This is a genomic window from Streptomyces sp. NPDC002133 (assembly GCF_040296405.1).
GTDB lineage: Bacteria > Actinomycetota > Actinomycetes > Streptomycetales > Streptomycetaceae > Streptomyces.
Genome location: NZ_JBEOXF010000039.1, coordinates 33130 through 58684, shown reverse-complemented (window position 1 = coordinate 58684; position 25555 = coordinate 33130). Strand labels below are relative to the sequence as shown.

Annotated in this window: 21 protein-coding genes and 4 pseudogenes; 7 read left to right on the top strand and 18 right to left on the bottom strand. The window is 68.9% G+C overall.

Annotation, left to right across the window (positions count from 1 at the left end; all coding sequences use genetic code 11):
- Positions 1–257: 257 nt before the first annotated feature.
- The 6 genes and pseudogenes from ABT078_RS29060 to ABT078_RS29035 form a co-directional block, all read right to left on the bottom strand.
- Positions 258–577 (bottom strand): annotated as a pseudogene (locus tag ABT078_RS29060) (pirin-like C-terminal cupin domain-containing protein); the annotation flags it as partial.
- Positions 514–2322, bottom strand: a complete 1809-nt coding sequence (locus ABT078_RS29055) for an acyclic terpene utilization AtuA family protein (RefSeq protein WP_351232795.1) — start codon at positions 2320–2322, stop codon at positions 514–516. The pseudogene ABT078_RS29060 and the gene ABT078_RS29055, both read right to left, overlap by 64 nt.
- Positions 2319–2765: a MaoC/PaaZ C-terminal domain-containing protein gene (locus ABT078_RS29050; protein ID WP_351232793.1), complete on the bottom strand. Its 447-nt coding sequence runs from the start codon at positions 2763–2765 to the stop codon at positions 2319–2321. Before ABT078_RS29050 ends, ABT078_RS29055 begins: the two co-directional genes overlap by 4 nt.
- Complete coding sequence (locus tag ABT078_RS29045; RefSeq protein WP_351232791.1) at positions 2765–3310, bottom strand: FAS1-like dehydratase domain-containing protein; 546 nt, start codon at positions 3308–3310, stop codon at positions 2765–2767. Before ABT078_RS29045 ends, ABT078_RS29050 begins: the two co-directional genes overlap by 1 nt.
- The gene (locus ABT078_RS29040) at positions 3297–4511 is read right to left on the bottom strand and encodes a CaiB/BaiF CoA transferase family protein (protein ID WP_351232789.1); all 1215 of its coding nucleotides are present in this window, start codon (positions 4509–4511) and stop codon (positions 3297–3299) included. Before ABT078_RS29040 ends, ABT078_RS29045 begins: the two co-directional genes overlap by 14 nt.
- A 17-nt stretch (positions 4512–4528) precedes the next feature.
- Complete coding sequence (locus ABT078_RS29035) at positions 4529–5083, bottom strand: 2,4'-dihydroxyacetophenone dioxygenase family protein (protein ID WP_351232787.1); 555 nt, start codon at positions 5081–5083, stop codon at positions 4529–4531.
- A 199-nt stretch (positions 5084–5282) separates the two neighbouring features.
- Here ABT078_RS29035 and ABT078_RS29030 point away from each other — a divergent pair, with 199 nt between their 5' ends.
- Positions 5283–6023: an IclR family transcriptional regulator gene (locus ABT078_RS29030; RefSeq protein WP_351232785.1), complete on the top strand. Its 741-nt coding sequence runs from the start codon at positions 5283–5285 to the stop codon at positions 6021–6023.
- Positions 6024–6099: 76 nt separating this feature from the next.
- Here ABT078_RS29030 and ABT078_RS29025 read toward each other — a convergent pair whose 3' ends face one another.
- The 4 genes and pseudogenes from ABT078_RS29025 to ABT078_RS29010 all read right to left on the bottom strand — a co-directional run bounded on the left by ABT078_RS29025 (position 6100) and on the right by ABT078_RS29010 (position 11175).
- Positions 6100–6372 (bottom strand): hypothetical protein, encoded by a 273-nt coding sequence (locus ABT078_RS29025; RefSeq protein ID WP_351232783.1) that lies wholly within the window; start codon positions 6370–6372, stop codon positions 6100–6102.
- 251 nt (positions 6373–6623) lie between these two features.
- A complete protein-coding gene (locus ABT078_RS29020; RefSeq protein WP_351232781.1) occupies positions 6624–7670 on the bottom strand; it encodes a zinc-binding dehydrogenase in 1047 nt (348 codons plus the stop codon).
- Between the two features lie 147 nt (positions 7671–7817).
- Positions 7818–7952: pseudogene (locus ABT078_RS29015) on the bottom strand (IS110 family transposase); the annotation flags it as partial.
- A gap of 1 nt (position 7953) precedes the next feature.
- Entirely contained in the window at positions 7954–11175 is a 3222-nt protein-coding gene (locus ABT078_RS29010) for a bifunctional cytochrome P450/NADPH--P450 reductase (protein WP_351232779.1), read from the bottom strand.
- A 244-nt stretch (positions 11176–11419) separates the two neighbouring features.
- Here ABT078_RS29010 and ABT078_RS29005 point away from each other — a divergent pair, with 244 nt between their 5' ends.
- Positions 11420–12028, top strand: a complete 609-nt coding sequence (locus ABT078_RS29005) for a TetR/AcrR family transcriptional regulator (protein WP_351232777.1) — start codon at positions 11420–11422, stop codon at positions 12026–12028.
- A 656-nt stretch (positions 12029–12684) separates the two neighbouring features.
- Here the strand turns inward: ABT078_RS29005 and ABT078_RS29000 are convergent.
- The 3 genes from ABT078_RS29000 to ABT078_RS28990 all read right to left on the bottom strand — a co-directional run bounded on the left by ABT078_RS29000 (position 12685) and on the right by ABT078_RS28990 (position 13899).
- On the bottom strand, positions 12685–13014 hold the full coding sequence (locus ABT078_RS29000; protein WP_351232775.1) for an NIPSNAP family protein: 330 nt from the start codon (positions 13012–13014) through the stop codon (positions 12685–12687).
- Positions 13015–13084: 70 nt separating this feature from the next.
- Entirely contained in the window at positions 13085–13504 is a 420-nt protein-coding gene (locus tag ABT078_RS28995) for an SsgA family sporulation/cell division regulator (RefSeq protein ID WP_351232773.1), read from the bottom strand.
- 137 nt (positions 13505–13641) lie between these two features.
- Positions 13642–13899 (bottom strand): hypothetical protein, encoded by a 258-nt coding sequence (locus ABT078_RS28990; protein ID WP_351232771.1) that lies wholly within the window; start codon positions 13897–13899, stop codon positions 13642–13644.
- Between the two features lie 504 nt (positions 13900–14403).
- Between ABT078_RS28990 and ABT078_RS28980 the strand changes: the two genes are divergently transcribed.
- Positions 14404–15321 (top strand): cytochrome P450, encoded by a 918-nt coding sequence (locus ABT078_RS28980; protein WP_502981377.1) that lies wholly within the window; start codon positions 14404–14406, stop codon positions 15319–15321.
- Positions 15322–15435: 114 nt separating this feature from the next.
- Here the strand turns inward: ABT078_RS28980 and ABT078_RS28975 are convergent, their stop codons facing one another.
- On the bottom strand, positions 15436–16071 hold the full coding sequence (locus ABT078_RS28975; RefSeq protein WP_351232769.1) for a TetR/AcrR family transcriptional regulator: 636 nt from the start codon (positions 16069–16071) through the stop codon (positions 15436–15438).
- Between the two features lie 334 nt (positions 16072–16405).
- On the opposite strand from ABT078_RS28975, the gene ABT078_RS28970 reads away from it, so the two are divergent.
- Together ABT078_RS28970 and ABT078_RS28965 are read left to right on the top strand one after the other, a co-directional pair.
- A complete protein-coding gene (locus ABT078_RS28970; RefSeq protein ID WP_351232767.1) occupies positions 16406–18877 on the top strand; it encodes a SpoIIE family protein phosphatase in 2472 nt (823 codons plus the stop codon).
- Between the two features lie 80 nt (positions 18878–18957).
- Positions 18958–21393, top strand: a complete 2436-nt coding sequence (locus ABT078_RS28965; protein ID WP_351232765.1) for a SpoIIE family protein phosphatase — start codon at positions 18958–18960, stop codon at positions 21391–21393.
- On the opposite strand, the gene ABT078_RS28960 is transcribed toward ABT078_RS28965, so the two are convergent.
- From ABT078_RS28960 to ABT078_RS42895, 3 genes and pseudogenes are all read right to left on the bottom strand, one after another.
- Entirely contained in the window at positions 21377–22156 is a 780-nt protein-coding gene (locus tag ABT078_RS28960; RefSeq protein WP_351232763.1) for a recombinase family protein, read from the bottom strand. The two genes, ABT078_RS28965 and ABT078_RS28960, sit on opposite strands and share 17 nt — an antisense overlap.
- A 26-nt stretch (positions 22157–22182) precedes the next feature.
- Entirely contained in the window at positions 22183–22614 is a 432-nt protein-coding gene (locus ABT078_RS28955; RefSeq protein WP_351232824.1) for a hypothetical protein, read from the bottom strand.
- Between the two features lie 655 nt (positions 22615–23269).
- Positions 23270–23455, bottom strand: a pseudogene (locus tag ABT078_RS42895) (transposase); the annotation flags it as partial.
- Between the two features lie 393 nt (positions 23456–23848).
- On the opposite strand from ABT078_RS42895, the gene ABT078_RS28945 reads away from it, so the two are divergent.
- Positions 23849–24694 carry a FadR/GntR family transcriptional regulator gene (locus ABT078_RS28945; protein ID WP_351232761.1) on the top strand — a complete coding sequence of 282 codons (846 nt, stop codon included), beginning with the start codon at positions 23849–23851 and terminating at the stop codon, positions 24692–24694.
- A gap of 307 nt (positions 24695–25001) precedes the next feature.
- A pseudogene (locus ABT078_RS28940) lies at positions 25002–25437 on the top strand (IS21 family transposase); the annotation flags it as partial.
- Here the strand turns inward: ABT078_RS28940 and ABT078_RS28935 are convergent.
- Positions 25337–25552, bottom strand: a complete 216-nt coding sequence (locus ABT078_RS28935) for an amidohydrolase family protein (protein ID WP_502981375.1) — start codon at positions 25550–25552, stop codon at positions 25337–25339. The pseudogene ABT078_RS28940 and the gene ABT078_RS28935 sit on opposite strands and share 101 nt — an antisense overlap.
- Between the last annotated feature and the right edge of the window lie 3 nt (positions 25553–25555).

Here is a 25555-nt window from a genome sequence, read left to right as displayed (position 1 = left end):
GCACGGCGGCCACGGCAAGGTGCATCAGAGCCGGCGATGCGCGGGTTCCGAGGTTCTCCTTTCCTGGGCTGGAGCCGGAGGTGAAGGCTCCGGAGTATGCGTGCCGCGCCGGGCCTGCGGGCACACGGTCTGGGGAGACGGGGGTGCCGGGTGGCCCGATGTCAGCGGAAGTGCAGGCGGGCCTGGTTCGGGATGTCGCCGAACCTGCCGCTGTGGAAGTCGCGGAAGGCCTGCTCGATTTCGCTCGCGCTGTTCATGACGAACGGGCCCCCATCGCGACGGGCTGACCGATCGGCTCACCGCTGTAGACCATGACCACGCTGTGCTCGTCGCCGTCGGCGGTCTCAAGCGCGATGGTCGAGAGAGAAGCCTGGGGAAGGGGGTCAGACCAGGCGATCTCCCCTGCGCGCAGGGGACGCTCGGCGACCGTCACCCTGCCGGACAGGACGTAGACGAAGGCACGATCCCGGCCGGGCAGCAGATGATCCAGGCGTCGGCCGGGCTCAAGGGTGATCACCGCTCCGGAGATGGGCCAACCAGAGATCGCGGCACCTTGATGCTCCGTGAGCGCAGCCATTCGCCGAGTGCTTTGGCCTGCGAGTCCAGCCGCAGTGTCGAAGTGGCGCCGGTCCCGAGCAGTCCTCGGACGAGGAAGTTGACCGCGCCCAGGTGGGGGAGTTCGTGGCGCGAGATCTCCAGTGCGTGTGTTTCGGGAAGAAGGCGTCGCAGTTCGTCGATGGTGAGGGTGGACCTGAGCCAGTCCCATGCCGCACGGTCGCGTACCCAGACGCCCAGATTCGCGTCGCCGCCCTTGTCGCCGGAGCGGGCGTGCACGATCTCACCGAGTGGGGCGACGACGAGTTCGTCTGCCCGCGGCGCAGGCACCGATGACGCGAGCGCCGGCTCGGCCTGCGGCATTACCTCGTCACCGGCTCCGTCCGGGTTGCCGGGGGCCATGATCTCGGTCCTGCCGTCGTAGTGGTGGACCGTGTGGTGGAGCATCCGCTGGTCGAGCAGTGCCGGCCAGTAGACACCGAATGCGGACCCCGGTTGCGGAGGGCCGAGGGAGTACAGCCCGGGGTAGCTGGACAGGGCCAGCTCGACCACACGCGACGAGAAGGCGCGCCCGGCGGCCTGCTGCGTCCCCTGCACGGTGATCCTGAGCAGCTCGGTTCCCGCGTTCTGGGTGTCGGGATCGGGCTGGGCCCGCCCGATGCGCTCGACGGCGACCGCGTCGAGCCCGCGGGCGGCTTCGGCGTAGCGGTGGACGAATCGCTCCACGAGGGCGGCCTTCGCGTCGAGATCCGTGCCGGTGAGCGCGAGGATAGCGCTGTTCGTCCAGCCTCCCACCCCTGTGATCGCGACCTTGGTCGTCCTGGACGGCGCCGTGCCTCGCACGCCGCGGATCCCGACGCGGTCCTCGCCGAGGTCTGTCAGCGTCGCGGTGTCCAGGTGGGCGGTCACGTCGGGGTTGAGATACGCGGGTTCACCGATCTCGTAGAGCAGTTGGGCGGTGACCGTGTCCTGGGTGACCACGCCGCCGGTGCCCGGGTTCTTGGTGATCACCGAGGAGCCGTCGGCGGCGATCTCGGCGATCGGGAACCCCGGCTCCACGAGGTGGGGGACGGAACGGAACCCGGAGAAGTTGCCGCCGGTCGCCTGAGGCCCGCACTCGATGACGTGTCCGGCGGCGACTGCGCCGGCGAGGGCGTCATGGTCGTCAGGCGTCCAACCCCACCACCAGGCGGCGGGACCGAGGACCAGGGATGCGTCGGTGACGCGGCCCGTGACGACGATGTCGGCGCCGTTGTGGAGGGCGCGCGCGATGCCGAAGCCGCCGAGGTAGGCGTTGGCCGTCAGCGGCTGGTGCGGCCAGTCCGACAGCGGCTGACCGCTCGTCAGGTGCGGCAGGCAATGGCCCGCTTGCCGCAGACCGTCGAGGCTGCCGAAGACGTCGTCGCCTTCGATGTGGGAGACCCGCAGGTCGTGACCGTGGCGTGCGATCAGTTCGCGCGTCGCGGCGGCCAGCCCGGCGGGGTTGAGTCCACCGGCGTTGACGACGAGCCTGATCCGGTTGGCGACGAGGTGCTCGAGCGCCGCGTCGAGGTGCTGCAGGAAGGTGGTAGCAAAGCCCTTCGTGCTGTCCTTGGCGCGCGCCTTGCCGAGGATCAGCATTGTGACCTCGGCGAGGTAGTCACCGGTGAGGACGTCGATGCCGCCCGCTCGGGCCATGTCGGCCATGGCCGAGGCGCGGTCGCCGTAGAAGCCGGAGCAGTTCCCGACGCGGAGGGGGCGCCGGCCCCGTTCTGATGCTGACGTCATGCCAACTCTTCCGGTGTCGAGGAGCGAAGACCGCCGGCGTTCTCTCCCGCGGCCCTGCTGACGCGTATCGTCCCTTCGAACCCCACCTCGCCGGAGGGGTGTTCCTCGGCCAGTTCGAGGGTCATGCTGTCGCCCTCGATGTGGGTCACCCGGGCGGTGTAGGCGAGGTTGGCGGGCGCACAGACGGGCTTCCGCAGGCGGTAGGCGACCTTCGTCACGCGCCACTTGGGGCCGAGAGCCTCGGTGACACAGCGCAGGGCAAGCGCCGCTCGCAGGTGGGAGTGCACCACGAGACCGCCGTGGCCCTCCTCGCGTGCGTAGGGCTCGTCGAAGTGGATGCGGTGGGGGTTCCAGGTGACCGCGCTGTAGCGGAACAGCTGAAAGGTCGTGGCCGTGTGCTTGAGCCGTGGGAGTGTGTCCCCGACCTGGTAGTTGATGGACACTACGACTCCTGCAAGGGGTTGCGCAGTACGACGGTGCGCCGGTTGCGGTTGAGGACGGCACCCTGGGCGGACGTGAACGTGTGGCGGGTGGTGACGAATACGCAGGTGCCGGCGCGGGTCTGTTTGGGAGTGACCGCCTCGAGGGTGGTTTCGAGCACCACCTCCGTCCCGGCGGTCACGGGACTGACCAGCTCCATCTCCTCACCGGCGCCCATCACGCGCAGCCCGAGATCCCCGTCACCGAGGGGTGTGTCACCGCTGAGGGGGGTTCCGTCGGGCTGAAGCTGGGCCTCGGGGGTGCCGATGCCCCACTCCACGATCGCGGCGAGCATGTTCGGTGGCGCCACGACATCCGCGTACCCGGCCGAACGTGCGGCAGCGGCGTCGTAGTGGATCGGGTCCGCGGCGCCGATGGTCAGTGCGTAGCGGCCGATGCTCACCGCGTCCAGCGTGCCGAGGCTCCGGCGCGAGAGGACGGCTCCGGTCCGCGGCTGGGTCCGGTCGTAGTACTCCGCCAGCGGAGTACCGGGTTCAGGTGTGAACATGCTTGGGATCCTCCCCATTGATCTGGGTGCCGGCTTCGCCGGCCGCATCCGCGTGGCCGGCGAGCTCCGCGAGAACCTCCCGTGTCGACTGGCCCAGCGGCGGGGCGGCCCGCAGCGGGCCCACCGGCGAGTCGCTGAGCCTCAGAGGGCATCCCGCAACCGGCACCCGACCCCTGGCCGGGTGCTCGACGTACTGGATCATGCCGCGCTCGATCAGGTGCTCGTCGGAGTCGACCTCATGGATCGACTTGACCGGCGCGCAGGGCACGCCGGCAGCCTGCAGGTCCCGCACCAGCTCAGCACGCGTCCGGGTCCTGGTGCGGGAAGAGACCTGCTCGTCGACCGCGTCGATGTTGGCGACCCGGTCCTTCTGCGTGCGGAACCTGGGGTCGTCGATCAGCTCGGGCCGGCCCAGTGCGGTTGCCACGCCGCGCCAGTGCCGCTCGGCGATGCAGATGATCGCCAGCCATCCGTCGCTCGCCTCGTAGATGTTGTACGGCGCCACCGCCATGCCCGAATGCCGGTTCCCGGTGCGCTCGGGGAGCTCTCGGCCGGGGTTGTTGTGCAGGCCGCCCAGGCTGGATGCCAGCATCGGGTAGATGGTGTCGTGCATCGAGACCTCGACGATCTGCCCCCGTCCCGTGCGCTCGCGCTGGAACAGGGCCGCGCTGATCGCCCCGAACAGGTGGATGCCGCCGGAGAAGTCCACGAACGCGGCGCCGGCCTTGGTGGGCGGCCCGTCGGGCTCCCCGGTGGCCGAGGCGCTGCCGGACATCGCCTGCACGGTGATGTCCATGGCCGACATGTGGGCGTAGGGGCCGGTGGACCCGTAGCCCTTGCCGGAGGCCACGACCAGACGCGGGTTGTGTTCGAGGAGCCGCGCCGGGCTGAGCCGGAGGCGCTCCATCGTGCCCGGCGCGTAGTTCTCGATGAGCACGTCGGCAGTCTCGACCAGGTCGAGCAGCGCCTGGCGACCGGCGTCGGTCTTCAGGTCGAACACCACACTCCGCTTGTGGGAGTTGAGCATCACGAACTCGTGGGACTCGATCGGCTCGTGCGAGCGGAAGCGCAGTGGCTCACCGCCGGGTGGCTCGACCTTGATGACGTCGGCGCCCAGTTGTGCGAGCAAGAGCCCGCAGTAGGGACCGTTGTAGATCTGGCCCAGTTCCAGGACCCGGATGCCGTCGAACGCCGGTCGCATGGCTGCTCCCCTGCTGATCAGGACGTGATCACGCCGGCGGCGCCGCCGTGGATGTAGGGGACCGGTCCGGTGCCCTGCGCCGCCGCCGCGGTCTCGGTCAGGTGCTGGAGGGTCACCGCGTCCATGACCGAGTGGAAGGTGCCGTCCTCGTTGAAGCTGACCTGCGCACCCTCGATCCAGGCCAGGGCAACGGTGTCCTCGGTGTTGTCCTCGGGTGTGTAGAAGGTGTGCACCGAGCCGCCGGGCTCGTACAGGTAGGAGCCCGCCGTCTGCGGCTGGTCGGGGTACTCGTGGTACAGCCAGCGGCCCTGGATCGTCCACACCTGAGCCGAACCGGTGTGGTAGTGGATCGGCAGCTCGACACCGGGTGCCAAGGTGGACAGGAAGACCCACTCTCCGCGCTCGGGGTCCAGGCGCAGCGTCTGGATGTGAATGCCGGGGGCAACTAGATCCTTGAACAGCGGGATCTGGTCGATGTTGACGGTCAGAAGCTCACCCTGCGGCAGAGAGACGAGCGGCAGCGGGGCGCCGCTGCGGGTGGTGGCCACGCCGGGAGAGACAGATGCGGTCATGTTTTCGGGCCTTTCGTTGCGAGTGCTGACCTTCCGGGACATGCGACATGCGAGGTGGTGCGTAGGAGTTCATGAGCGTACGTATTTACGTATGTCGAGCCGGATTTCCGGATGGCTGGGACGCTACGGCGACCCACGGCTCCCTGACAAGACTCGTGCACGGACTTTTGGCGGACAGGGCGGTGCTAGCATCAGCCGCATGCCCGTCCGCCCGCATCGCACGGTCGACCGAGTGATCGGGATCCTCGAAGCCGTGGCCCTGAGCCCGCGGGGACTGACGCTGGCTGAGCTGGCAGCCGCCCTGGACGCGGCGAAGAGCTCCGTTCAGGAGCTGACCAATGGACTTCTCGCCCGCGGCTACCTCATCGAGGACGACCGCCGGTTCCACATCGGACCAGGGCCCTTCATCCTCGCCGCTCGCGCGAACAAGCTGGCCGCGTTGTCTCTCGATCACCAGTTCCTGGCCGAGTTGAGCAAGGTCCTCCGCTGCACCGTCCTCGTCGGGGTGCGCGTCGGCGACGCCCTCGTCTACGCCGACCATGCCGGTCAGGAGTCGCCCAACCTGACTTTCGTCGCGCGCACCCACGCCCGTCGCCCCCTCTTCACGACCGCTGCCGGCAAGGCTCTGCTCGCCAGCGTCCCCGACGAGGAGATGTACCGGCTTCTGGAACTGGCCGGTGCGGAACAGGCAGGAGAGGCCCGGCAGTTCCTCGCCGAGCTCCCCGAGATCCGCTCCCGCCGACTCGCCTTCAACCGCGGAGTCACGTTCAAGGACGCCTTTGCCGTGGCCACGCCCCTGCTGGCATCCGACGGCAGTCCGATAGCGGCGATCAGCGCAGCCGTCGACCCCGCAGAAGCGGATCGTCTCGACGACCTCGGCGAGGAGCTCAAGAAGGCAGTCGCCGTTCTTGGCCCCCGGTACGGGCTCAACCGCGCCTGATCCCCTGCGCCGGCGAGGGGCCGGGCTGTCGCCCTCCGGTGATGTCCAGCCGTCGCGGCAGCCGCCGACGCCCGCTTCAAGGGATCTTTACCAGGAGGAGGTTGGTGTCGTCGGCACGCTCTCCTGCCGGCCGGGCGCGGGCGAGAAGTGTGTCGGCGATGTCGTCCAGCGGGCCGGTGGCTTCGGAGAGCACTGTCGCGAAGGGGTCGTCCTGCTCGGCGACTCCGCCTGGTGCATGATCCTGCACTCCGGGCAGGATTCCGGCATGGGCATTGCGGGCGCCGAACTGCTGGCCCGGCTGGTCGCCGAACACGACCACCTGTCCGCCGCCCTCCGCGTGTGGGAGCAAGGGCTGCGCCCGTTCGTCACCCGCCACCAGAGGGAGGCCCTGCGCATGCGGTACTTCTTCATGCCCGCCCACCGCTTCGGGTACGCCGCCCGCCGCCCATCCGCGCGGCCAACACCCCTGTCGGCTCCGCGCTCACCAAGACCCTTGCGAACTGACCGTCCACACAAGACCGTGGGCGCCGGTGCTCCCTCACACACCGGCGCCCACTCACCCCTGCCCGAGGTGGTTTTGGTCGTCCTTCTGCAAAGTTGTCAGGGGACGAGGATGAGGCGGATCGGGTCGCCGATCTTGTTCTCCAGCCGGTTGACCGCGTCGGCGGCGTCGGCGAGCGGGATGTGGTCGGTGATGGAGGGGGCCAGGTCGAGGCGGCCGACCTCGGCCAGCCGGACCAGCTCGGTGACGGACTCGGGGGTGCCGCCGTAGTGGCCGCGCACCTGCTTGCCCAGGTAGTTGAAGGTCAGGCCCTCGCTGATGGTGATCGGCCTGGGGCTGATGCCGACCAGGATGAGGACTCCGTTCAGGCCCAGCACGGCGGCGGCCTGCTCACGGACTGCCGGCACGCCGGCGCAGTCGAAGGCGAAGTCCAGGCCCCGTCCGCCGGTGGCCGCGCGGACCTGGTCGGCGAAGTCGTCGGCGGCCGGGTCCAGGGCGAAATCCGCGCCGAAGGCCAGGGCACGCTCCCGGGCGCCGGGCAGCGGGTCGACGGCGATGATCGGCGCGGCGCCGGCCAGGCGGGCGAGGCGTACGTTGTGGGCGCCGACACCGCCCACGCCCCAGATGCCGACGAACTGTGCGGGGCGTACGCCCGCGGTGGTGACGACGGCGGCGTAGGGGGTGGAGACCGCGTCGGGGATGATCGCGGCCTGGTCGAAGGGGAGGTTGTCGGGGATGGGGATGAGGGTGTCCTCGCGGGCGAGGGTGTACTGGGCCCAGCCGCCGTCGTAGTCGATGCCGGCGGTGAGCATCTGGGTGCAGGGGCGGCGGCGCACGCAGCCGGCGCACTGGCCGCAGGTCTTGCCGGCCTCCAGGGTGACGCGGGTGCCGACGGTCAGGCCGCGCTTGAGGTCGGGGCCGAGGGTGTGGATCACACCGGAGACCTCGTGGCCGACGGTGACCGTGTCGGAGGTGGCGAACAGCGGGACGAGGGATCCGTCGATGAGGTGGACGTCGGAGAGGCAGACGCCTGCGGCCTTGACCTCGATGAGGACCTCGCCCGGGCCGGGCACGGGGATGGAGACCTCCTCCACGGCGAACTTCTTGCTGTCCAGGTGGAAGCGTCCGGCGAGCATGGTGTCCATGGTGCTCTGCTTTCTGTGAGCGGCACTCCCGGCGGTTCGGGCCGATGGGTGCCGTGTGGTGCCTCGTGGGTGAGTGGTGGCCAGGAGGGTGCGGGGTGTCAGGACCGCCGCACCCTCCCGGCGTCTGGGGGAAGCCCCTATAGATCGTCAAGCGGTCTGTGGGAGCGTTTTGGTAGTGGGGATCATGTCGGGTAGGTGCCGGTAGATCTCGCGGGCGACGAACCGCTTCAGGCACCGGACGATGTCCTTCTTGGTCATGCCTTCGGCGGTGCGGCGGGCGACGTCAGGCGAAGACGTCCTGCTGGTAGCGCTCGTCCGCTTCCAACTGGGCGAGCCACTGCTGGGCGGCCTCGTCGTCGCTGCCGGTCCGCTCGCGGTAGATCGCCGCGAGGGCCTCGCGCACGGCGGGCGCCATGCGGCGGCCGTCACCGCAGACGTAGATGTACGCGCCGTCTTCGATGGCCTGCCACACGGTGTCGGCGGCGTTGGCGATGGCGTTCTGCACGAACCGGGCCGGGTGGCCGGTCACCGCGGAGTAGGCGGTGTGCACCTGGGCGATCCCGGCCTGCTCCCAGTCCTGCATCTCCTGCCGGTAGAAGTAGTCGTGCTCCGGGTGGCGGCAGCCGACGAAGACCTGGGACAGGCCCACCTCGATGCCGTTCTCCTGCTGCGAGGCGCGCTCCTCCAGGAATCCGCGCAGCGGCGCGATGCCGGTGCCCGGGCCGATGAGGACCAGCGGCGTGGCCGGGTCGGCCGGCGGCGCGAAGGTCGGGGAGGGCACCCGCACGTAGCCGTAGAAGACGTCTCCGGGCTCGAGGCCTGCGATGTAGGAGGAGCAGGTACCGCGGTACTGGCCGTCGCCGGACAGGGCCGGGCCTTCCAGCAGGCCCACGGTCAGCCGCACATGGCGCGCGTTGGCCAGCGGGGCGGAGGAGATGGAGTAGAACCGCGGGCGGATCGGGCCCATCATGTCCAGGAAGACCGCCAGCGGCAGCTCGACCGCCGGGAAGCGCTCCAGCAGGCCCAGCACGGAGACCCGCTTGCCCAGGATCTCGGTCTGGTAGCGCTCCTCGGATTCGGCGGTGTCGGCCGTGTAGGCCTGCAGCTGCGGCCGGGTCCACGGGCACTGGGTGTGCTCGGCCAGCGTCTGTATCTGGGAACGGGTGGCCACGTCCTGCAGCTCCAGGAACTCGGTGAGCAGCAGGCCTGCGGTCACGGGGGTGCCGACCGGGAGGTGGGTGCGGCCACCGGCAGGCAGGTCCAGGCGCAGGACCTGGTCGCGGTCGACGCCGAGCCGCGCGAGGGCGCGGTTGACCAGCGCGGGCTCGTTCTTGGCGAAGACGGCCAGGTGGTTGCCGGTGTCGTAGGTGACACCGTCGGGGAGCTCGATGGTGATGGACTTCGCGGACGGGCGCGGCGGCTCGATGCTGAAGTCCCACAGGCCGGTGGCGTCGGCCACGAGTTCCTCGTTGGCCACGACCGTGAGGGGGTAGGCCTGCTCGGAGACGATCGCGGGGCGCACGTCCGCCTCGGTGAGCAGCTGGACCTGGTAGCGCGGGCCGCTGGCCTGGGAGGTGTCGGCGGCGTACTCCTCGGCCAGGGTGGTCCACAGGGTGTCCATCCAGCGAGTGGCCATGCCGTCGAAGTCACCGGCGGCATCCGCGATGCCGCGTTCGATGACGGGGGTGGCGCCGGCGGCCAGCAGGCCTGCCTCGATCCGCTTGGGGAAGCCCTGGTAGGTGGCCACCCACTGGGTGTTGCCGGCACCCAGCAGCGCGAACCGCACGTCGGACAGCGAGCCCTCCGGGAGTCCGGCGGCGATCAGGTCGTCGAAACGCTGCGCGTTGTCCGGGGCCTTGCCGTTGTAGCTGGAGGCGACGACCACGAGCAGGCCCTCGGTGGGCAGGTTGTCGCCCAGCTCGTCCAGGCCGACCAGGGTGGTGCCGAACCCGGAGCGCTCGCTGCGGTCGGCGATGGTGCGCGCCAGGTCCTCGCACGAGCCGAGGCTGGAGCCGTAGGCGACGGTCAGGTTCACCCCGACACCGCTGACCGCGGCCTGCGCCTGCGTGTCGTCCGTCTGCAGGTCCACTGCGCCGAAGACGGTCCGCTCGTGCTCCCGACGGGCCCGCACTTTCAGTTCGAAGCCGCCGGGCTTGCGCGTCAGCGCCTCCTTGACGTCCATCTTGTAGTCGTCGGTGTCGGCGAACTTGAACTTCTGCAGCACCAGTGCGAGGGCCAGACGGGCCTCGGTGAGCGCGAACTGCCGGCCGATGCAGGCACGCACGCCGTTACCGAACGGCTTGTAGGCGTGCGGGTGGTGGTTGACCCGGTTCTCCGGCAGCCACCGCTCGATGTCGAACTCATCCGGCCGGTCCCACGCCTTGGGGTGGGTGTGCAGCGGGCCCTCGAGGAGGTTGACCCGCGCTCCCTTCTTCAGCTCGTAGCAGCCGCCGATGACGGTGTCCTCAATCGGCGACTTGCCGATCATCGGGATGGGAGCCCACAGGCGCAGGGTCTCCTCCAGGATGCGCGGGATCACGTCCATCTTCATGATCGTGTCGTAGTCCGGGACCGTGTCGCCCGGCAGCAGCCGGTCCACCTCGGCATAGGCCTGGGCCAGCACCTGCGGGTTACGCATCAGCGAGTACGTGGCGAACGACAGCAGACCACTGGTGGTCTCGTGACCGGCGATCAGGAACGTCACCACCTGGTCACGGACGTTATCGTCGTCCAGCCCCTTGCCGGTCTCCGGGTCGGTGGCCTCCAGCATCAGACCCAGCAGGTCATCCTCATCGGTGCCCTTCTCCTCACGGCGCTCCTTGATCACACTCTCGACCAGGTCCCGCATCAGCTGGATGTTCTCGCGGTACTTCTTGTCGTCCGCCTTGCGCATCTTGGTCATCATCGGCAGCTCCTGCGAGCGCCGCAGCGACTCAACCAGCGCCTCCAGCAGCGCGTTGAGGAAGGGGTGCAGATCCTCCTTGGCGAAGGAGTCGAACCGGTAACCGAACCCCGACAGGGCGATGGTGTCCAGGGTCAGCCGGGTGTAGTCGTCGGTGATGTTGACCGACTGGCCCTCCCTGCGCTCCCACTTGCCCACCAGGTTCTGGGCGATCTCCAGCATCTGCCCGTAGTAGCCCTTCATCGCCCGCTGGCTGAAGGCCGGGAGGAGGACTCGGTGCGCCATGCCCCATTCCTCCTCGTGCTGGTGGGCCGTGAACAGGCCCGCACCCGTGAAGTCCCGGACATGGGCCAGCGGCGTCTTGTCGATCTGCTTGAAGAACCGCGTCTCGTCGCAGACCTCGGCCACCAGGTCCGGGTCCCAGACGAAGACCTGCTCGATACCGGCGATCTCCATGCCGTAGAGCCCCTCGGGGAACTGCTTGGCCAGTTCGCCGAAGTACTCGACCGGGTTGGTGCTGGGGATCTGCGGCGTGTGGCCGAGGAAGGGGACCCCGCGCGGAGACCGGATGGGGCGCAGGTCGTTCTTGGACTGTGTGGTCATGGCTTGCTCCTCTGTGCAGAGGGGATGGGCAAGGGCGCCGGCGATACCGGAGTGCACCACGGAAACATACGCCGTATGGAATTGGTACCATACGACGTATGGAAAGTCGACCGCAACCCGGAGCCATGCGGTCGACCGTCATGCCGCCGTGTGGCCGAGGTCATTTCCATACGCTGTATGAAACTGATACCGTCCGCGTATGGAAAAGGCGAAGCGTCCCCCGCGGGGAACAAGAAAGAGGGACGTGCCTCTGACCGAGGCCGGGATCTATGCCGCCGCCCTGCGGCTCATCGACGCGGACGGGGTCGAGGCGCTCACCATGCGCAAACTCGCGACCGTGCTCGATGCGAACCCGATGTCGCTGTACCACCACGTGCCGAACAAGGACGCCCTGCTGCGCGGCGTGGCGAGAATGGTCGGCACCCAGTTCCGCACCGTGACGCTGGAGGATGCTCCCTGGCAGGAGCGCATCCGCCTGCTCGCCACGGATTTCCGGACGCTGGCGCACCGCCACCCCAAGCTCATGGCCTACTCGTTCAGCCACCAGGCGGACTTCATCCAGCCCGAGGACCCGTTCTGGGTTGCGCTCACCGCGATCCTGGACGCCGCAGGGGTGCCGCCCTCGGAGCTCCCGCAGATCACCGCTCTCGTGGGCGCCGTCATCACCGGTGTCCTGACCGCCGAACTCAACGGCGCGCTCCACCGGTGGTTGAGCCTCGCATCCCCCACTGTCGGCGAAGTCGGGCCCACCCATGACGAGAACTGCATGTTCCGCCTGACGCTGGACACGATCATCACGGGCCTGGAGAGCCGACTCGCCGCCGATGGTGACGGCCAGAGCGCCGACCATTGATTGTGCAGTCCGGAAGCGTTGCGGCCTGAGGCCGGCCCGTGGTCGGGCGGGCTCAGGCTGCGGCGTATGAGGAGGCACCCATCACATCCGGAAAGGCCCTCTCCACGCGGCGGCCGCAGATGCGCGGTGTGCTGCGGCTGGGCCGGGCGACCGTGTGGCCGACCTGATGGTGTACACCGTCGACGGATTTACGTGCGCGCTCGACGGGCACAGCCTGCCCTACGCCACCTCGCGCTCACCCTTGCCACCGGTTCGCTCGCCTGGATGGTGCGCATGGCCCCCGGTCTCGTACGGTCCTGGGAACCGCAGCGTCTGGCGGTGGCCGGGGCCCTGGACGCTGCCGCGCGGCCCGCTCGCACTCCGCGGACGACGACCCTGCACATGACTCGGCCGGCCGAGCTGCGGAGGCGGCAGCGGCCTGGCGCACGGTGCCGCCGGTACGCGTTCACCCCCGGTCGGCTGGACCTGCATGTCACCGGGCGCCGGCCGCCCGTACCGACGGGCACTCAACCGGGTCTCCGGCAACTGCAACCGTCCCCCCGACCTCGCCGATCTCGTCCATGCCGGTTGCCGTCCGGCGAACGCCGTGGCGGAGTTGCGCCGCGTTCCGGCACGAACGAGAAGGTCGCCGCAGACTTCGAGTGGCTCGGTACCTGTCACCGCAAGGGTGAGTCGGCGGTGGGCGTCAGCACGGACTCGGCGACGCCGACGATCTGGCTCATGTCGAAGCCCTCCATGTCCGCGCGGAATTCGGGGCTGGAAAGGTACGCCTCCAGCCGCTCCTGAACGTCGTCGGCGTCCCGATAGGAAACGAGGGCGTACAGCCGACGCTCCACGCTCCCGGGGGCCGCAGGCACCGTCCAGACGCCGTGCGTGGTGATCCTGTGCTTGGCCATACCGGGAATGTGCTTGGACCAGATGTTCTCGTAGGCGGCGAGCGCCTCAGGGCTGCGCAGTGTGTAGACACGAAGCTGGTACTGGGACATGAACACTCTTTCCTTCTCTTCCGCCGCCGGGGCAAAGATCCCCAGCGGCACGGCGGTTGGGAGGCTTCTCTCAGCCTTTTGCAAACAGGTTCGCCAGTTCGAGGTCCCAGTCGATGTGTCCGGACTCGGTACCCCGTGGCACCAGCGCCTCCGTGTTCTCCAGGAAGGTCCTGACGTCCTGCACGGGAACCTCGAGCAAGGCGGTGCCCGCAGGAGACCCGAGGACGATGTACATCGCTTGGTCACCACGGCCGACGGCCGGCCAGATCCGGATGTCCCCACAGCCTGCGGAACCCCCCAGGCCATCGGCCAGAAGATCACGCCCCAGGACCCATTCGACCGGCTCGTCAGTGTCGTTGGAAAAGGCGGCACGGACGACATAGGGATCAGTGGGCTCGTACCGCAGGCTCATGCACATGGACAGCGAGTATGTGCGCGAGATGACAACCTGCACGGCCACCCCATGCATCAGGGTCTTCAAAGACTCCATCGACTTTCACTCCAAGGTGTCTCTGCCTCGGCTGCGCCCCGCCGCCGGACCGCCGCTGGGCAGGCAGCGAAGAGGCAACGAAGGAAGAGGCGTTACAGCAGGGCCCGGGCGCCGGACCGCCGGCCGCCTGGGCGACGTCAGCGACCGCTGATCTCGTCCCAGCCGTCGTGGTCCCAGCCACGGATCTCGTCCCAGGAGTAGCCCTGCACGAAAAGCAGGTAGCCGACACCGTGGTCCCAGCGGTAGTCGCCGGCGTTGACGCCGGCGGCCGGGGGCTGGACGTGCGCGGCTGCAGAAGTCGCGGCCGAAGCGGTGCCCCCGGCACCGAGAACGGCGACACCCGCGACCGCCACGGAGGCAGCGGTGACGGCAACACGCCTCGTGAGCTTCTTCATGATCTTTCCTTCCCGATGGGTGCGACCTGCACCATCGACTGCATGCAGGCGATGTACGGCGCCTGGCATGGTCCGAGCAAACTCTTCCATACAACGTACGGAAGCGCGCCCTCCACGATTACCATACGACGTATGGAACTGTCGAGGCGGCGAAAATGGCCCGCACGGCCGGCAGCGGCATGAACAGCTCGACGTCCTCGCCGAGACCGCGTCGGCCGCCTGGACGAAGCCCGCCTGACCTTCGAGAAGATGCTCACCTGCATCGTCCATCTCGAGCTCCACACCTAGGAGATCGGCCACACAGCGAGCAACTGGCCAGATATTCCCGGGCGTTCTCCCACCTTCCCTCATGGGCGCGGCCTTCGGACTCGACCACGCCCCTGGGCTGAGCCGTCGCCCTGGGCGGACGAGCTGCCCGGGATTTCCGTCTCCAGAGCCGTGGCGTGCGGGCGCCCAGGTCCGGCCCCAAAACGAGGGGGTGAGACAACGGAGGGAGTGGTGGGGATGCAGACCGTTGTGGATCTCACGCGCTGCCAGGGCTATGCGCAGTGCGTGTTCCTCGCGCCGGCGGTGTTCCAGCTGCACGGGGAGGAGGGGTTGCTGTACGCCACGGCCGTCCCCGACGACCAGGTCGAGCGCGTGCGCCAGGCCGTGATCTGCCGCCTGCTCGGCGTACCGCACGAGGACGAGCCTCTGTTCCGGGCCTGGTCCGACGCACTGGTCGCAGCCGCCGACGTCAGGCCCGAAGAGGACACCACCGAGACGGACAGGGCGGGCGACCAGGCGCGCATCGAGATGGGCGGGTACCTGGTGAACCTCGCCGAGCAGCGCCGTGGCAAGCCGAGCGACGACATGCTCTCCGCCTTCGTCAACGAGCCGGACCCCGCCCTGCGGCTCAGCCAGGAGGAACTGGCGGAAACCGCCGTGCTGCTGCTCATCGCCGGACACGAGACCACGGTCAACCTGATCGCCAACGGAGTGCTCACCCTGCTGCGCCAACCCGAGCACCTGGACCAGCTGCGCCGCGACCCCGACCTGCTGCCGCAAGCGGTGGAGGAACTGCTGCGCTACGAGCCCCCGGTCCACATGCGCGAGCGCATCCCCCTCGCCGACATCGAGGTCGCCGGCACCACGATCCCCGAAGGCACGTCCGTCGTCCTGGTGCCGGCCTCGGGCAACCGCGACCCCAGGCGGTTCCACGAGCCCGACCGGTTCGACCCCACCCGCCCGGACAACCAGCATCTCGGTTTCGGCAGCGGCATCCACCTCTGCTATGGCGCCCCCCTCGCCCGCATCGAAGCTCAGGCCGCACTGGGCGCGCTGCTCCCCCACCTCGGCACGGCACGCCTGGTCCAGGACCCGCCCCCCTACCGCCAGAACGCCATGCTCCGCGGACCCCGCCACCTGCCCATCCAACTCTGAGGCTGCGGGGCGGCGACAGCAGGCGAGAGAGACCAGCCACCCCGGTACATGACGCAGGCCGCGGGAACCGGTGCGCAGTCCGCGCCGGTCGGCCGGTGCGCGACAGGATCCTCTTCACGCTGCAGCGGGAAGGGGCCGCCGGGCGAGGTCTCGGGCCTCATCCGGGGAGACGCCGAGCATGTGCAGCATCATCTCGGCCATCGTGCCTGCGGCCTGGTCGCTGTCGGCCTCGGGCTGGTTGCACCACAGCTCCAGGAGCGCCAGCAGGCTGCCGTTCAGCACGGTCAGGGCGACCACCGGGTCGACCACGGCGAACCGGCCTGCGGCCATGCCCTGCTCCACGTCGCGCTTCGCGCGCGGAGCCAGTCCGTCGCCGGCGCATATCCGACCGAGCTGGCTGTGGCACAGGATCTGCATGATCTCCGGATATGACTCGGCCATGCACGCGCTGAGCCGCATGCCCCCAGCGAGGCGCTCGGCGGGATCATCGACGCCGCGCAGGCGTTCGTCGACGGCTTGGGCGTACTCCTCCAGTGCATCGGCCACGGCCGCGTCGAACAGGTCCGGCTTACCCGTGAAGTGGTTGTAGAAGGAGCCGAGGCCAACATCCGCGCGCTCAGCGATGGCATGGATGCTGGCGCTGGTGCCACCGGACTCGGCCAGGATCTGCCGTGCGGCGCAGACGAGTGCCTGGCGGGTCTCGGCACGACGGCGTTCGAATCGGTTCCTGCGTGGAGCTGACATCGGCATGCTCCATGTATAAGAGCAGCAGTTCTGATCAATTCATCATTACACTGCCCGCCCCGACTGTCCACCCTGGCCAACCCCGACTCCACGGTTGCGTGACGCGACGGCGTACGAGCGTACGGTCACATCTGGCAATGTGATCAAATTCGGGCGACTTGACGATGAAGCGGTCGTATCTGACTATTTCATCAGAAGTGGACAAAGTCGTCCAAGGTTGGCAGATGTCGCGCTGGTGGACCGCTCAACCGTCGGCGAGGTTGCGCGCTCCATCGCAGATCGGGCCGACGCCGCACATGCCGACGCTGTCTCACACCTCCGCACCGATGGGAAGAACCGGATGACGATGACCGACCGCACGCCACTCGCCGAGCCGGTGAGCCCCCGAGAGATACCCGATGCGGCCATAGCGATGCTCGATGCGGAGGGGACCGTGGTGGGGTGGACGCACGCCGCTGAGCAGCTTGTCGGGTACTCGGCCGGGGAAGTGGTGGGCCGGTCCGCCGCACACGTGCTGCCGTCCGCCGAGGACGCCCCGAGCGCTTCAGCGTTCGCCGAGCAGTGCCGTGCCCAGGATGGCTGGTCCGGCACCGTGACAGTCCGCCACCGCGACGGCCACGCCATCAAAATGACGCTGCGGATCTCGCTGCTGTCGGGGCAGGACGCAGGCACACGGTGGCTGGTGTCCGTGACCGACATAGGCACCCTGTCCTCGGGGGCGTCCCACGGAGCTGTGCGGGAGTCGCTCCTGGCCCACGCACCGGTCGGCATCGCCGTCTATGACCCGCAGCTGCGCTGTACCTGGGTCAACGACGTCATGGAGCGCCACGACGGCACTCCTCGTGAGCGACGGTTCGGACGCCGCCTGCGGGACTCACTGCCGGCCATCGAGGCCGAAGCGCTCGAGGTGGTGATGCGGCAGGTGCTGGAGAGCGGCACCACCATGGTCCACGAGTACCGGGCGTGGTCGTCGACGGACCGGCGCCGGGAGCACGCCTTCTCGGCCTCGTTCTTCTGCCTCCAGGACGCGGACGGCACGGCACTGGCGGTGTGCTCCATGAGCGTGGACGTCACCGGCAACCGGCGGGCGCGCGAGCGCCTTGCCATCCTCAGCGAGGCCAGCACGCGCATCGGCAGCACCCTCGACGTCATGCAGACCGGGCAGGAACTGGCCGACCTTGCCGTGCCCCTGCTGGCCGACCACGCACTCGTCGATCTGGTGGAGTCGGTTCCGTTCGGCATGGATCCCTCGGCGGGGAGCGGCAAGGCGAGCGGCCTCCCACCTGTGCTGCGCCGTGCCGGTCTGGCCTCCATCGACCTGGGTATCCTCGAGTTGCCGTGGGTGCGCGAAGAGGTGATTCGCCCCTTCCCGACCTCGCTGTTCGCCACCGCCCTGCGCACGGGCAGGTCTTACCTGGAATCGGCGCTGGACACCCATTCGGGCCCCTGGGTCGCCCACGACCCGGTGCGGACGCAGGAGGTCCGTGACAGCGGAATCCACTCTTTGATGGTCGTACCCATCCGTGCGCGGCGCTGTGTGCTGGGACTGGCGATGTTCGGCCGCTCCGAGGAGCCGACGCCGTTCCAGGAGGACGACCTCCTCCTCGCCGAGGAGCTCGTCACCCGGGCCGCGCTCAGCCTGGACAACGCTCTCCAGTACGCTCGCCAACGCGCCGCGGCCCTGACGCTCCAACGCGACCTGCTCCCCCACCATGTGGGAGGCGGCGCCGCCCTCGATGTGGCCTCGCGCTATGTGCCGGCTGACATGGACCACGGCGTGGGGGGCGACTGGTTCGACGTGATCAAGCTGTCCGGCGCCCGGGTGGCCCTCGTCGTCGGAGATGTGGTCGGACACGGCATCAACGCCGCCGCGACCATGGGCCGATTGCGCACCGCCGTCCGCACGCTCGCGGACCTGGAACTGCCTCCCCACGAACTGCTGGCGCACCTCGATGACACGGTCCGGCGGCTGAACGATGAGAACGAGGAAGACGCCGAAGCCCAGGACACGGCGCCCACGGTGGTGGGCGCCACCTGTCTGTACGCCGTCTACGACCCGGTCACCCGGCGGTGCTCGCTGGCCCGGGCCGGGCACCCCCCGCCCGCGATCATCGACCCGCAGGGCCATGTCAGCTTCCCCGATCTGCCCGCCGGAGCCCCGCTCGGCCTCGGCCTCGGGATGGTCCCCTTCGAGTCCACGGACATGGAACTGCCCGAGGGAAGTGTCCTCGCGCTCTACACCGACGGCCTGGTCGAGTCCCGCGACGACGACCTCGACGTCGGCATGCGCCGCCTGGGTGCCGTCCTGGCAGAGACCGGTTCGTCCCTGGAAGACCTGTGCTCTCAGGTGATCGAGACCTTGCCGACTCAGGCCCCGGCCGACGATGTCACCTTGCTCCTCGCGCGCACTCGCGGACTCGAACCGGCCCAGGTCGCCTCCTGGGAACTGCCGAACGAGCCGACGGCCGTCCGCATCGCCCGGCAGGCAGCCGCCCGTCGGCTCAGCGAATGGGGGCTTGAGCATCTGGTGACCACCGTGGAGCTGGTCGTCAGTGAACTGGTCACCAACGCCGTCCGCTACGGCGACGGGCCGATCCGCCTCCGGCTCATCCAGCACGAGGTCTTGACGTGCGAAGTCTCCGACAGCAACACCAGCCACCCACGCCCCCGTCATCCCCACGTCATCGACGAGAACGGCCGCGGTCTCTCCCTCGTCGCTCAGTTGTCCCGCAGGTGGGGCTCCCGCGCCGCAACGAACGGCAAGGTCGTCTGGGCCGAACAAGACCTGCCCTCCAAAGCCGTTGCGGTGTGACGCGCTGCCGACCGGGCGGCCGACGGCCGCCACAGCAGGCCGATCTCTCGAGCCGCAGGCCCTCGTAAAGGAAGCCAGACATGGATATAGAGAATGTCAAGAACGCCTACTCGGCAGGCGCCTCCCAAGGATCGACGGGCGTCTTCGGTTACGGTCCCAGCGGCAGGTTGTACGCCTTCGACTGTCTGGCAGCCGCCGTGGTCGACAATCGAGGCGCGGTGGTGGGGTGGACCGGGACGGCAGAGGACCTGACGGGGTTCCGCGCCGAGGAGGTCTGCGGCCGCCCCGTGCGGGAACTGGTGGCCGACCTCCCGGACGACCTGCGCGGCGCCACGGAGATACCGGAATCCGGCCGGGTACGGATGCGGCACCAGTGCGGCGTCACCATCGATGTCACTTTCCGGACCACAAGGGTGGAGGGCTCGGCGGAGGTCCTCGTCCTGATGGCACCTACACACCACGTCGCCGACCGCGAACAGGGCGCAGCGCTCCTGCGCGCACTGTCCGCACAGAACCGGATCACGATCGCTCTGCACGACACGGATCTCACCACTGTGCAGACGAACGCCACGCCGGACCCTCTCGACGGCCGTCCGGTACAGCCCGGCACTCGGCTGAGCGACGTGCTGTGCGCCGACGACGCCGAGAACCTGGAGGCAGTACTGCGCCAGGTGCTCGAGACGGGTGTCCCGGTGGTCCGCAGAACCCAGCAAGTGAGCTGGCGGCACAATTCGGCGCGGCGGCACACGCTGTCGCTGTCCGCCTTTCGTCTGGAGGACGCGCGAGGACGCCCCACGGGGGTCGCAGCCCTGTATATCGACAGCGACGACCTGCGTGCCCGCCGTCATCTGGATCTCGCCCGCGAGGTGGCCGAGCGAGTAGGAGGATCCCTGGATGTCGCGCGCACTGCGCAGGACCTCGCGGACGTTCTCGTACCCGCGTTCGGGGATCTCGCCGCAGTCGACCTTGCGCACTCCGTTTTCGACGGGGAAGAACCCTCGAAGCGGCTCAACGGCGGAAACATGGGCAACGCGGCCCTTGCGCCGGCCTCCGCGGTGTGGCCGGCCGGCATCAAGCGCGGCCAGCCCATCCCGCCCTTTACCGACCACCCCCTGCTGCGCAGTTTCCGACACGGCGAGACACTCGTCTTCAGCCTTCACGACTTCATCGCCATGGTCGGCGACCCGCAGGTGGTCGAGTATCTCGTCCCGAAGGACGCCCATTCGGTGATGGTGGCACCGCTGCATGCCCGCGGGCTCACGCTCGGCGCCATAACGGCCTGGCGCTGCGGCCGATCCGACCCCTTCACCGAGGACGAGGCGGATCTCATGACGCAGATCGCCTCCAGAGGGGCGCTCGCCATCGACAACGCCCGCCGTTACACGCGCGAGCACAGGGCGGCCGTAGCGCTGCAGCAGCTCCTCCTTCCCCCGGCCACGACCGACACTCCGGCAGCCGAGACCGCCAGCGCCTACCTGCCCGCAGGCGGCGGAGCCGAAATCAGCGGCGACTGGTACGACGCCATTGCTCTGCCCTCTCTCCGGCTGGCTCTCGTCGCCGGGGACGTCGTCGGCCACGGTATGCCCACCAGCGTCACCATGGGCCGCCTGCGCGCCGCCATCCAGACGCTCGCTGACCTGGAACTCGAACCGGACGAGTTGCTCACCCGGATCGCGGACCTGGTCCAGCGCCTCGCGGCCGAAGCCCCACCCGGCGACCACGACATCGTCGGCGGCACATGCCTGTACGCGGTCTACGACCCGGTCACCCAACGATGCGCCATAGCCAGTGCCGGGCACCCGCCACCCGTCCTGGTCCGGCCCGACGGAACCGCCGAAGTCGTCGGGATCTCCCCGGGGCCACCACTCGCCGTCTGCGGCATGCCGTACGAGACCACCATGATCGACCTCGAGCCGGGCAGCGTCCTCGCCCTCTACACCGACGGCCTGGTCGAACAGCGCGACCGCGACCGCGACATCGACCAAGGCCTGCGGCGCCTGACGGATGCCCTCGCCGCGTCCTGCCGTCCGGATCGCGCTCTGGACGAAACCGGCCGGGCTCTCCTCGCCGACCTGACACACCAAGCACCGCGCGACGACGCGACCCTGCTCCTCGCCCGCACCCGCGCCGTCCCGGCGGAGAACACCGCTCACTGGGAAATCCCGGCCGACCTTGCCGCCGTCTCCAAGGCCCGAGAATGGACAACCCGCCAACTCACCGCGTGGGGGCTGGAGGACCTCCTCTTCACCACCGAACTCATCGTCAGCGAACTGGTCACCAACGCCATCCGCTACGGTCATGCACCGGCGGAGCTGCGGCTCATCCGCCACGACGTTCTGGTCTGCGAGGTCACCGACTCCAGCAGCACCCAGCCTCGCCTGCGGCGCGCCCGCACCACCGACGAGGGAGGACGCGGCCTGTTCATCATCGCTCAACTCGCCGCGCGCTGGGGCTGCCGCCATGGCCAGAACCGCAAGACGATCTGGTCCGAGCAGCTCATCAAGTGCCCCGGCTGACCGGAGCCCTCTCGTGACGGGCGGGTCGAGCCACAGTCGCGCCCAGCCCGTTCCTCAGCATGCTGCGCCACGACTCGCCGTTCGCCTTCCGGCGGAGCACGGTGTGCAGCCTGTCGTCGGCGATGACCTGGGGCCGGCCGCCGTGCTTGCCCTTGGGGGCCGCGGCGTCGAGCCCTTCCATCGTCGATTCGCGGATGTTCGCCCGCTCGGTCTCCGCCATCGCCGCGAAGAACGCGAACAGCAGCCTGCCGTGCCCGCTCGGGTCGTGCATCCCCTGGAGCGGTCCGGCCAGCATCTCCAGGACCAGGCCGTGGGCGGCCAGATGATCGGCGAGCGCGGTCAGTTCGGCGGCGTCGCGGCCGAGCCGCTTCATCTCGTACACCGTGAAGATGACCCGGCAGTGCGGGGCCTGGGCCTTGATCTCGCGGGCGGCCTTGAGCGCGGCCTCGAACTGCGGGCGCACGCGGACCCGGGTGCTGATCTTCTCCCTGAAGATCTTGTCTCGCGGGATGCCGCGCCCCACGCGCGCGTCGAGCTGCGATTGGAGTTCCTGGGTGAGGGTCGAGCATCTCGCGTACCGGATGCGGATGTCGGCGCTCGGGGTGTCCGGGGCGATTGGTGCCGGGGCGGGCGAAGGAGCTGTTCGAGCAGACGGTCCGCAACGGTGAGAACCCCGCCCGGTCGTCCCCCGGCCCCGAAACCGCCGCCTTCGACGAAGGTGATCAGCGGTCACTTTCCCCGCGCCGGACGGCTCCGCGCTCATGACGTACTCTGCTCATGCCCCTACGTCTATTGACGGTCCCTCAGATTGACAATTCGAGTGTCTGCCACTTCAAGTGGGCAGCGCCCCGGGCACTGGACGCACTGGCGGCCGCAGGCCGACACAGCCCACACGAGCCAGCGCAGCACCAGGCCGAATCCCCGAAGCCGACCGCCACACCGCACCCACCACCGCACACAGGTCACCTGCCGGTGCTCAAAGTCGATGAGGAAGTCGTCCCGGCTGAAGCCGCCCTGGTCGCGGTGCTGGCGGGTGGGATTGGCGCGCGCCGGTCCGATCAGTTCGACCTGGTGCTCGCGAGCGGCGTGTTCCTGGTGGACGAGCGTGGTGTAGCCGCTGTCGATGAGATGCTCGGCGGGCAGCAGGCGGCGGCGCGTCAGCCGGTGGTGGATCCCGGGCAGTGCGTGGGAGTCGGAGCCGGTGGCTTCGGTGGTCGCCACATCGGTGATCCCGTCGTCGTCGCAGGTCTCGGTGATGTGCGTCAGGTACCCCTTCCAGCGGGTCGCGTGCCCGCGCCGGCTGTAGCGGGCCTGAAGGTCGTAGGGGGAGACGAATCGCGGTCCTGGAGGGCGGCAGGCCCCCGTCCTCGGGGGCGCGCCATCGGATCCTGCCGCGCTCGTCGATCAGGTAGTTCTGTACGTAGACCTCCCGCAGGGCCTGGACCTGCGGCCCGGTACGGAAGACGGGCCAACGCTGGTGAAGGTGCGTCAGCAGCAGGTGCGCATCGGCTCCGGTGTTGTTGATCCTGGTCTTCGGGTGCGTCGGGCTCTTGCCCAGGCGCACCTGGCGGCCGTAGCGCTTGCCCCATTCCTCGGTGGCCAGTCCGGCAAGCTCCTGCGCAGCGGTGCGGGCGAGCTCTTCCAGGGCCGCGCGCATGGCCTCGGTCACCAGCTCCAGACGGGTCAGATCACGCACGGCTGCCAGGATGTGGGTGGAATCGGTGCGCTGGCGCCCCCTCTCCTTGACCAGTCCGGCTTCCCGCAGGCGTTCCAGCGCGAGGTCCAGCAGAAGGTCGGCACGACTGCCCTCGGCGAGCCGGTCGCGGAAGTCGGACAGCACGCTGTGGTGGAATCCGGGATCATCCAGGGGCAGGGCGAGGGCGTACTTGAAGTCGATCCGGCAGCGCACGGCCTCGGCGGACTGCCGGTCCGACAACGTGTACTGCAGCATGCTGAGAGTGGCCAGCTGGGCGGGTGATAACCCGGGCCGGCCATCGCCCGAGTACCAGGCCTGGAAATCCTCGTCCCGCCACAGCCCATCGAGCCGGTCTCGCACCCACATCGCCGTTGTGCCGCCCGGATTGCTCGCCCGCGCGACCTGCGCGGTCAGGGACGGAACGTGCTCACCGGGACGGGGACGGACGGACAAGGAGCACCTCGCTACGTGCCTGGACATCGAACCGTCCCGAGCATGCCGCTTGATCAAGTCATCGCACCGGGAAATCTCAAGATCCCCGACAGAGTCAAGCTGAGCCTCTACGGCCGAACCCTTGCCGGCGAACCCTCCAACAGCCCGCTCTGGGGACCAGACGCCCAATACCTCGTATAATTTTCAGAGGTATCCCAGCTGTTGACAGGCCCCCGGATTGGTGCAACCATTCCCAGGGGCCTCTCGTGGTGGAGTGCGCTCTCCATCCGCGCTGGACTAGCACTGATGCGGAGAAGACGGACCCCCATGAGTTCGAATCACGAGACGACGGACCACCGGTTTGTCGCCGTCGCCCGGCGGTCTCTCGGCGAACATGTCGCGAGCCAGCTACGCACGGCCATCCTGCGGGGTGCCTACAAACCCGGCGACTACCTGCCGTCGGAACGCGACCTTGCCGTCCAGTTCGGCGTGGACCGACACACGCTCCGATCCGCGCTGCTTGAGCTGGAGCTGCTCGGCCTGATCGAACGTCGTCAGGGTTCCGGATGCAAGGTAACCGACTTCCGGGAGAAGGGCTCCACGGAGCTGCTGCCGTACCTGCTCTACCGCAGCGGCGAGGCAGACGTCCAGATTGCGGAGTCGGTCGCGGACGTCGGTGCCATCATCTTCAGAAGCTTTGTCGAGCTGGCCATGATGCACGCGGATGCCAACGACATCGCGCTGATGCGGGAGCGGCTCGGCGCCCTCGACGACGAGTTGCGTTCCGGGGACAGTAACTCGATGGTTGCGGCCCAACGGACATTCCTACGAACCCTGTGCCGCAGCGGCCACTCCGTCGCAGTCGAGCTACTCCTCAATACGTACGTGAAGATGTTCGAGACCACCATTGATCCCGAGCACAACCTTCAGCGACGGTGGATAGGCGAGATCCTTCCCCCGCTCAGCTCTGGCGCCTACCGCAGCCTCGTGGATGCCATCGAGCGACGCGATCACGACGCCGCTCGCCGGGCCATGGACAGCGCACTTCAGCAACTTCGGACACTCATGATGGGCATCCTCGCACCAGGCCCCCGTCCCAGCGCTACAGCACAGGCCCCAGCGACCACAGACCACGGAACGCCAGGGGGCGACCACCCTCAGCGACAGACATGACGAACGCCGGAGGAGTGGTCCCGGGGACTGGAACAACAACGGCTCTTCCGGCCGTAGCCGCAGCGGATCAGCCCTCGGCGGACGGTAGGGCCGGCACCCCGTCCGTCGCGGGCCGCGGTGGCAGGCGCAGCCACGCAACGAAGCGATTGATGTGCTCGTCGCAGCACGGGCCGACCTGCTTCCGTAAGCGAGTCCTCGTCACTACCTGACCGCCAGAGGGACCAGTCTCGATCAACAAAAGTGGGCCAGATCCTGAAGACGTTGGGTTCTCCGAAAGTTGCCCCCCTCCGTAACCGATGTGGAGGGTGTGATCAAGATGGAGGACTGGGCGGAGATCCGGCGGTTGCACCGGGCTGAGGGTGTGCCGATCAAGGAGATCGCTCGTCGGCTCGGAACACGGTGCGGTCGGCGTTGGCGTCGGATCGCCCACCGAAGTACGTGCGGTCGCCGCGGGGGTCGGTGGGTTCCAGCCGGCGATCCGGGCGTTGTTGAAGGAGTATCCGCGGATGCCGGCGCCGGTCATCGCGCAGCGGATCGGCTGGCCGTATTCGATCTCGCCGTTGAAGAAGCGGTTGCAGGTGATCCGGCCCGAGTACACCGGTGTGGATCCGGTTGATCGGGTTGTCTACGAGCCGGGGCAGCTCACGCAGTGCGATCTGTGGTTTCCGGAGCCACGGATTCCGGTGGCGCCGGGTCAGGAGCGGGCAGCCCCCACAGCCACGGCACCAGTCGCAGCCCCACGAAGCCGAGTTTGCGCACCGCGCGGCGCAGTTCCCGGACAGCCTCCTGGGGTCTCATCAAGTCGGCCGCGGCAAGCCCCAGAAGCCGACCCGGAGCCTGATCCACGAACCCGGCCACCTC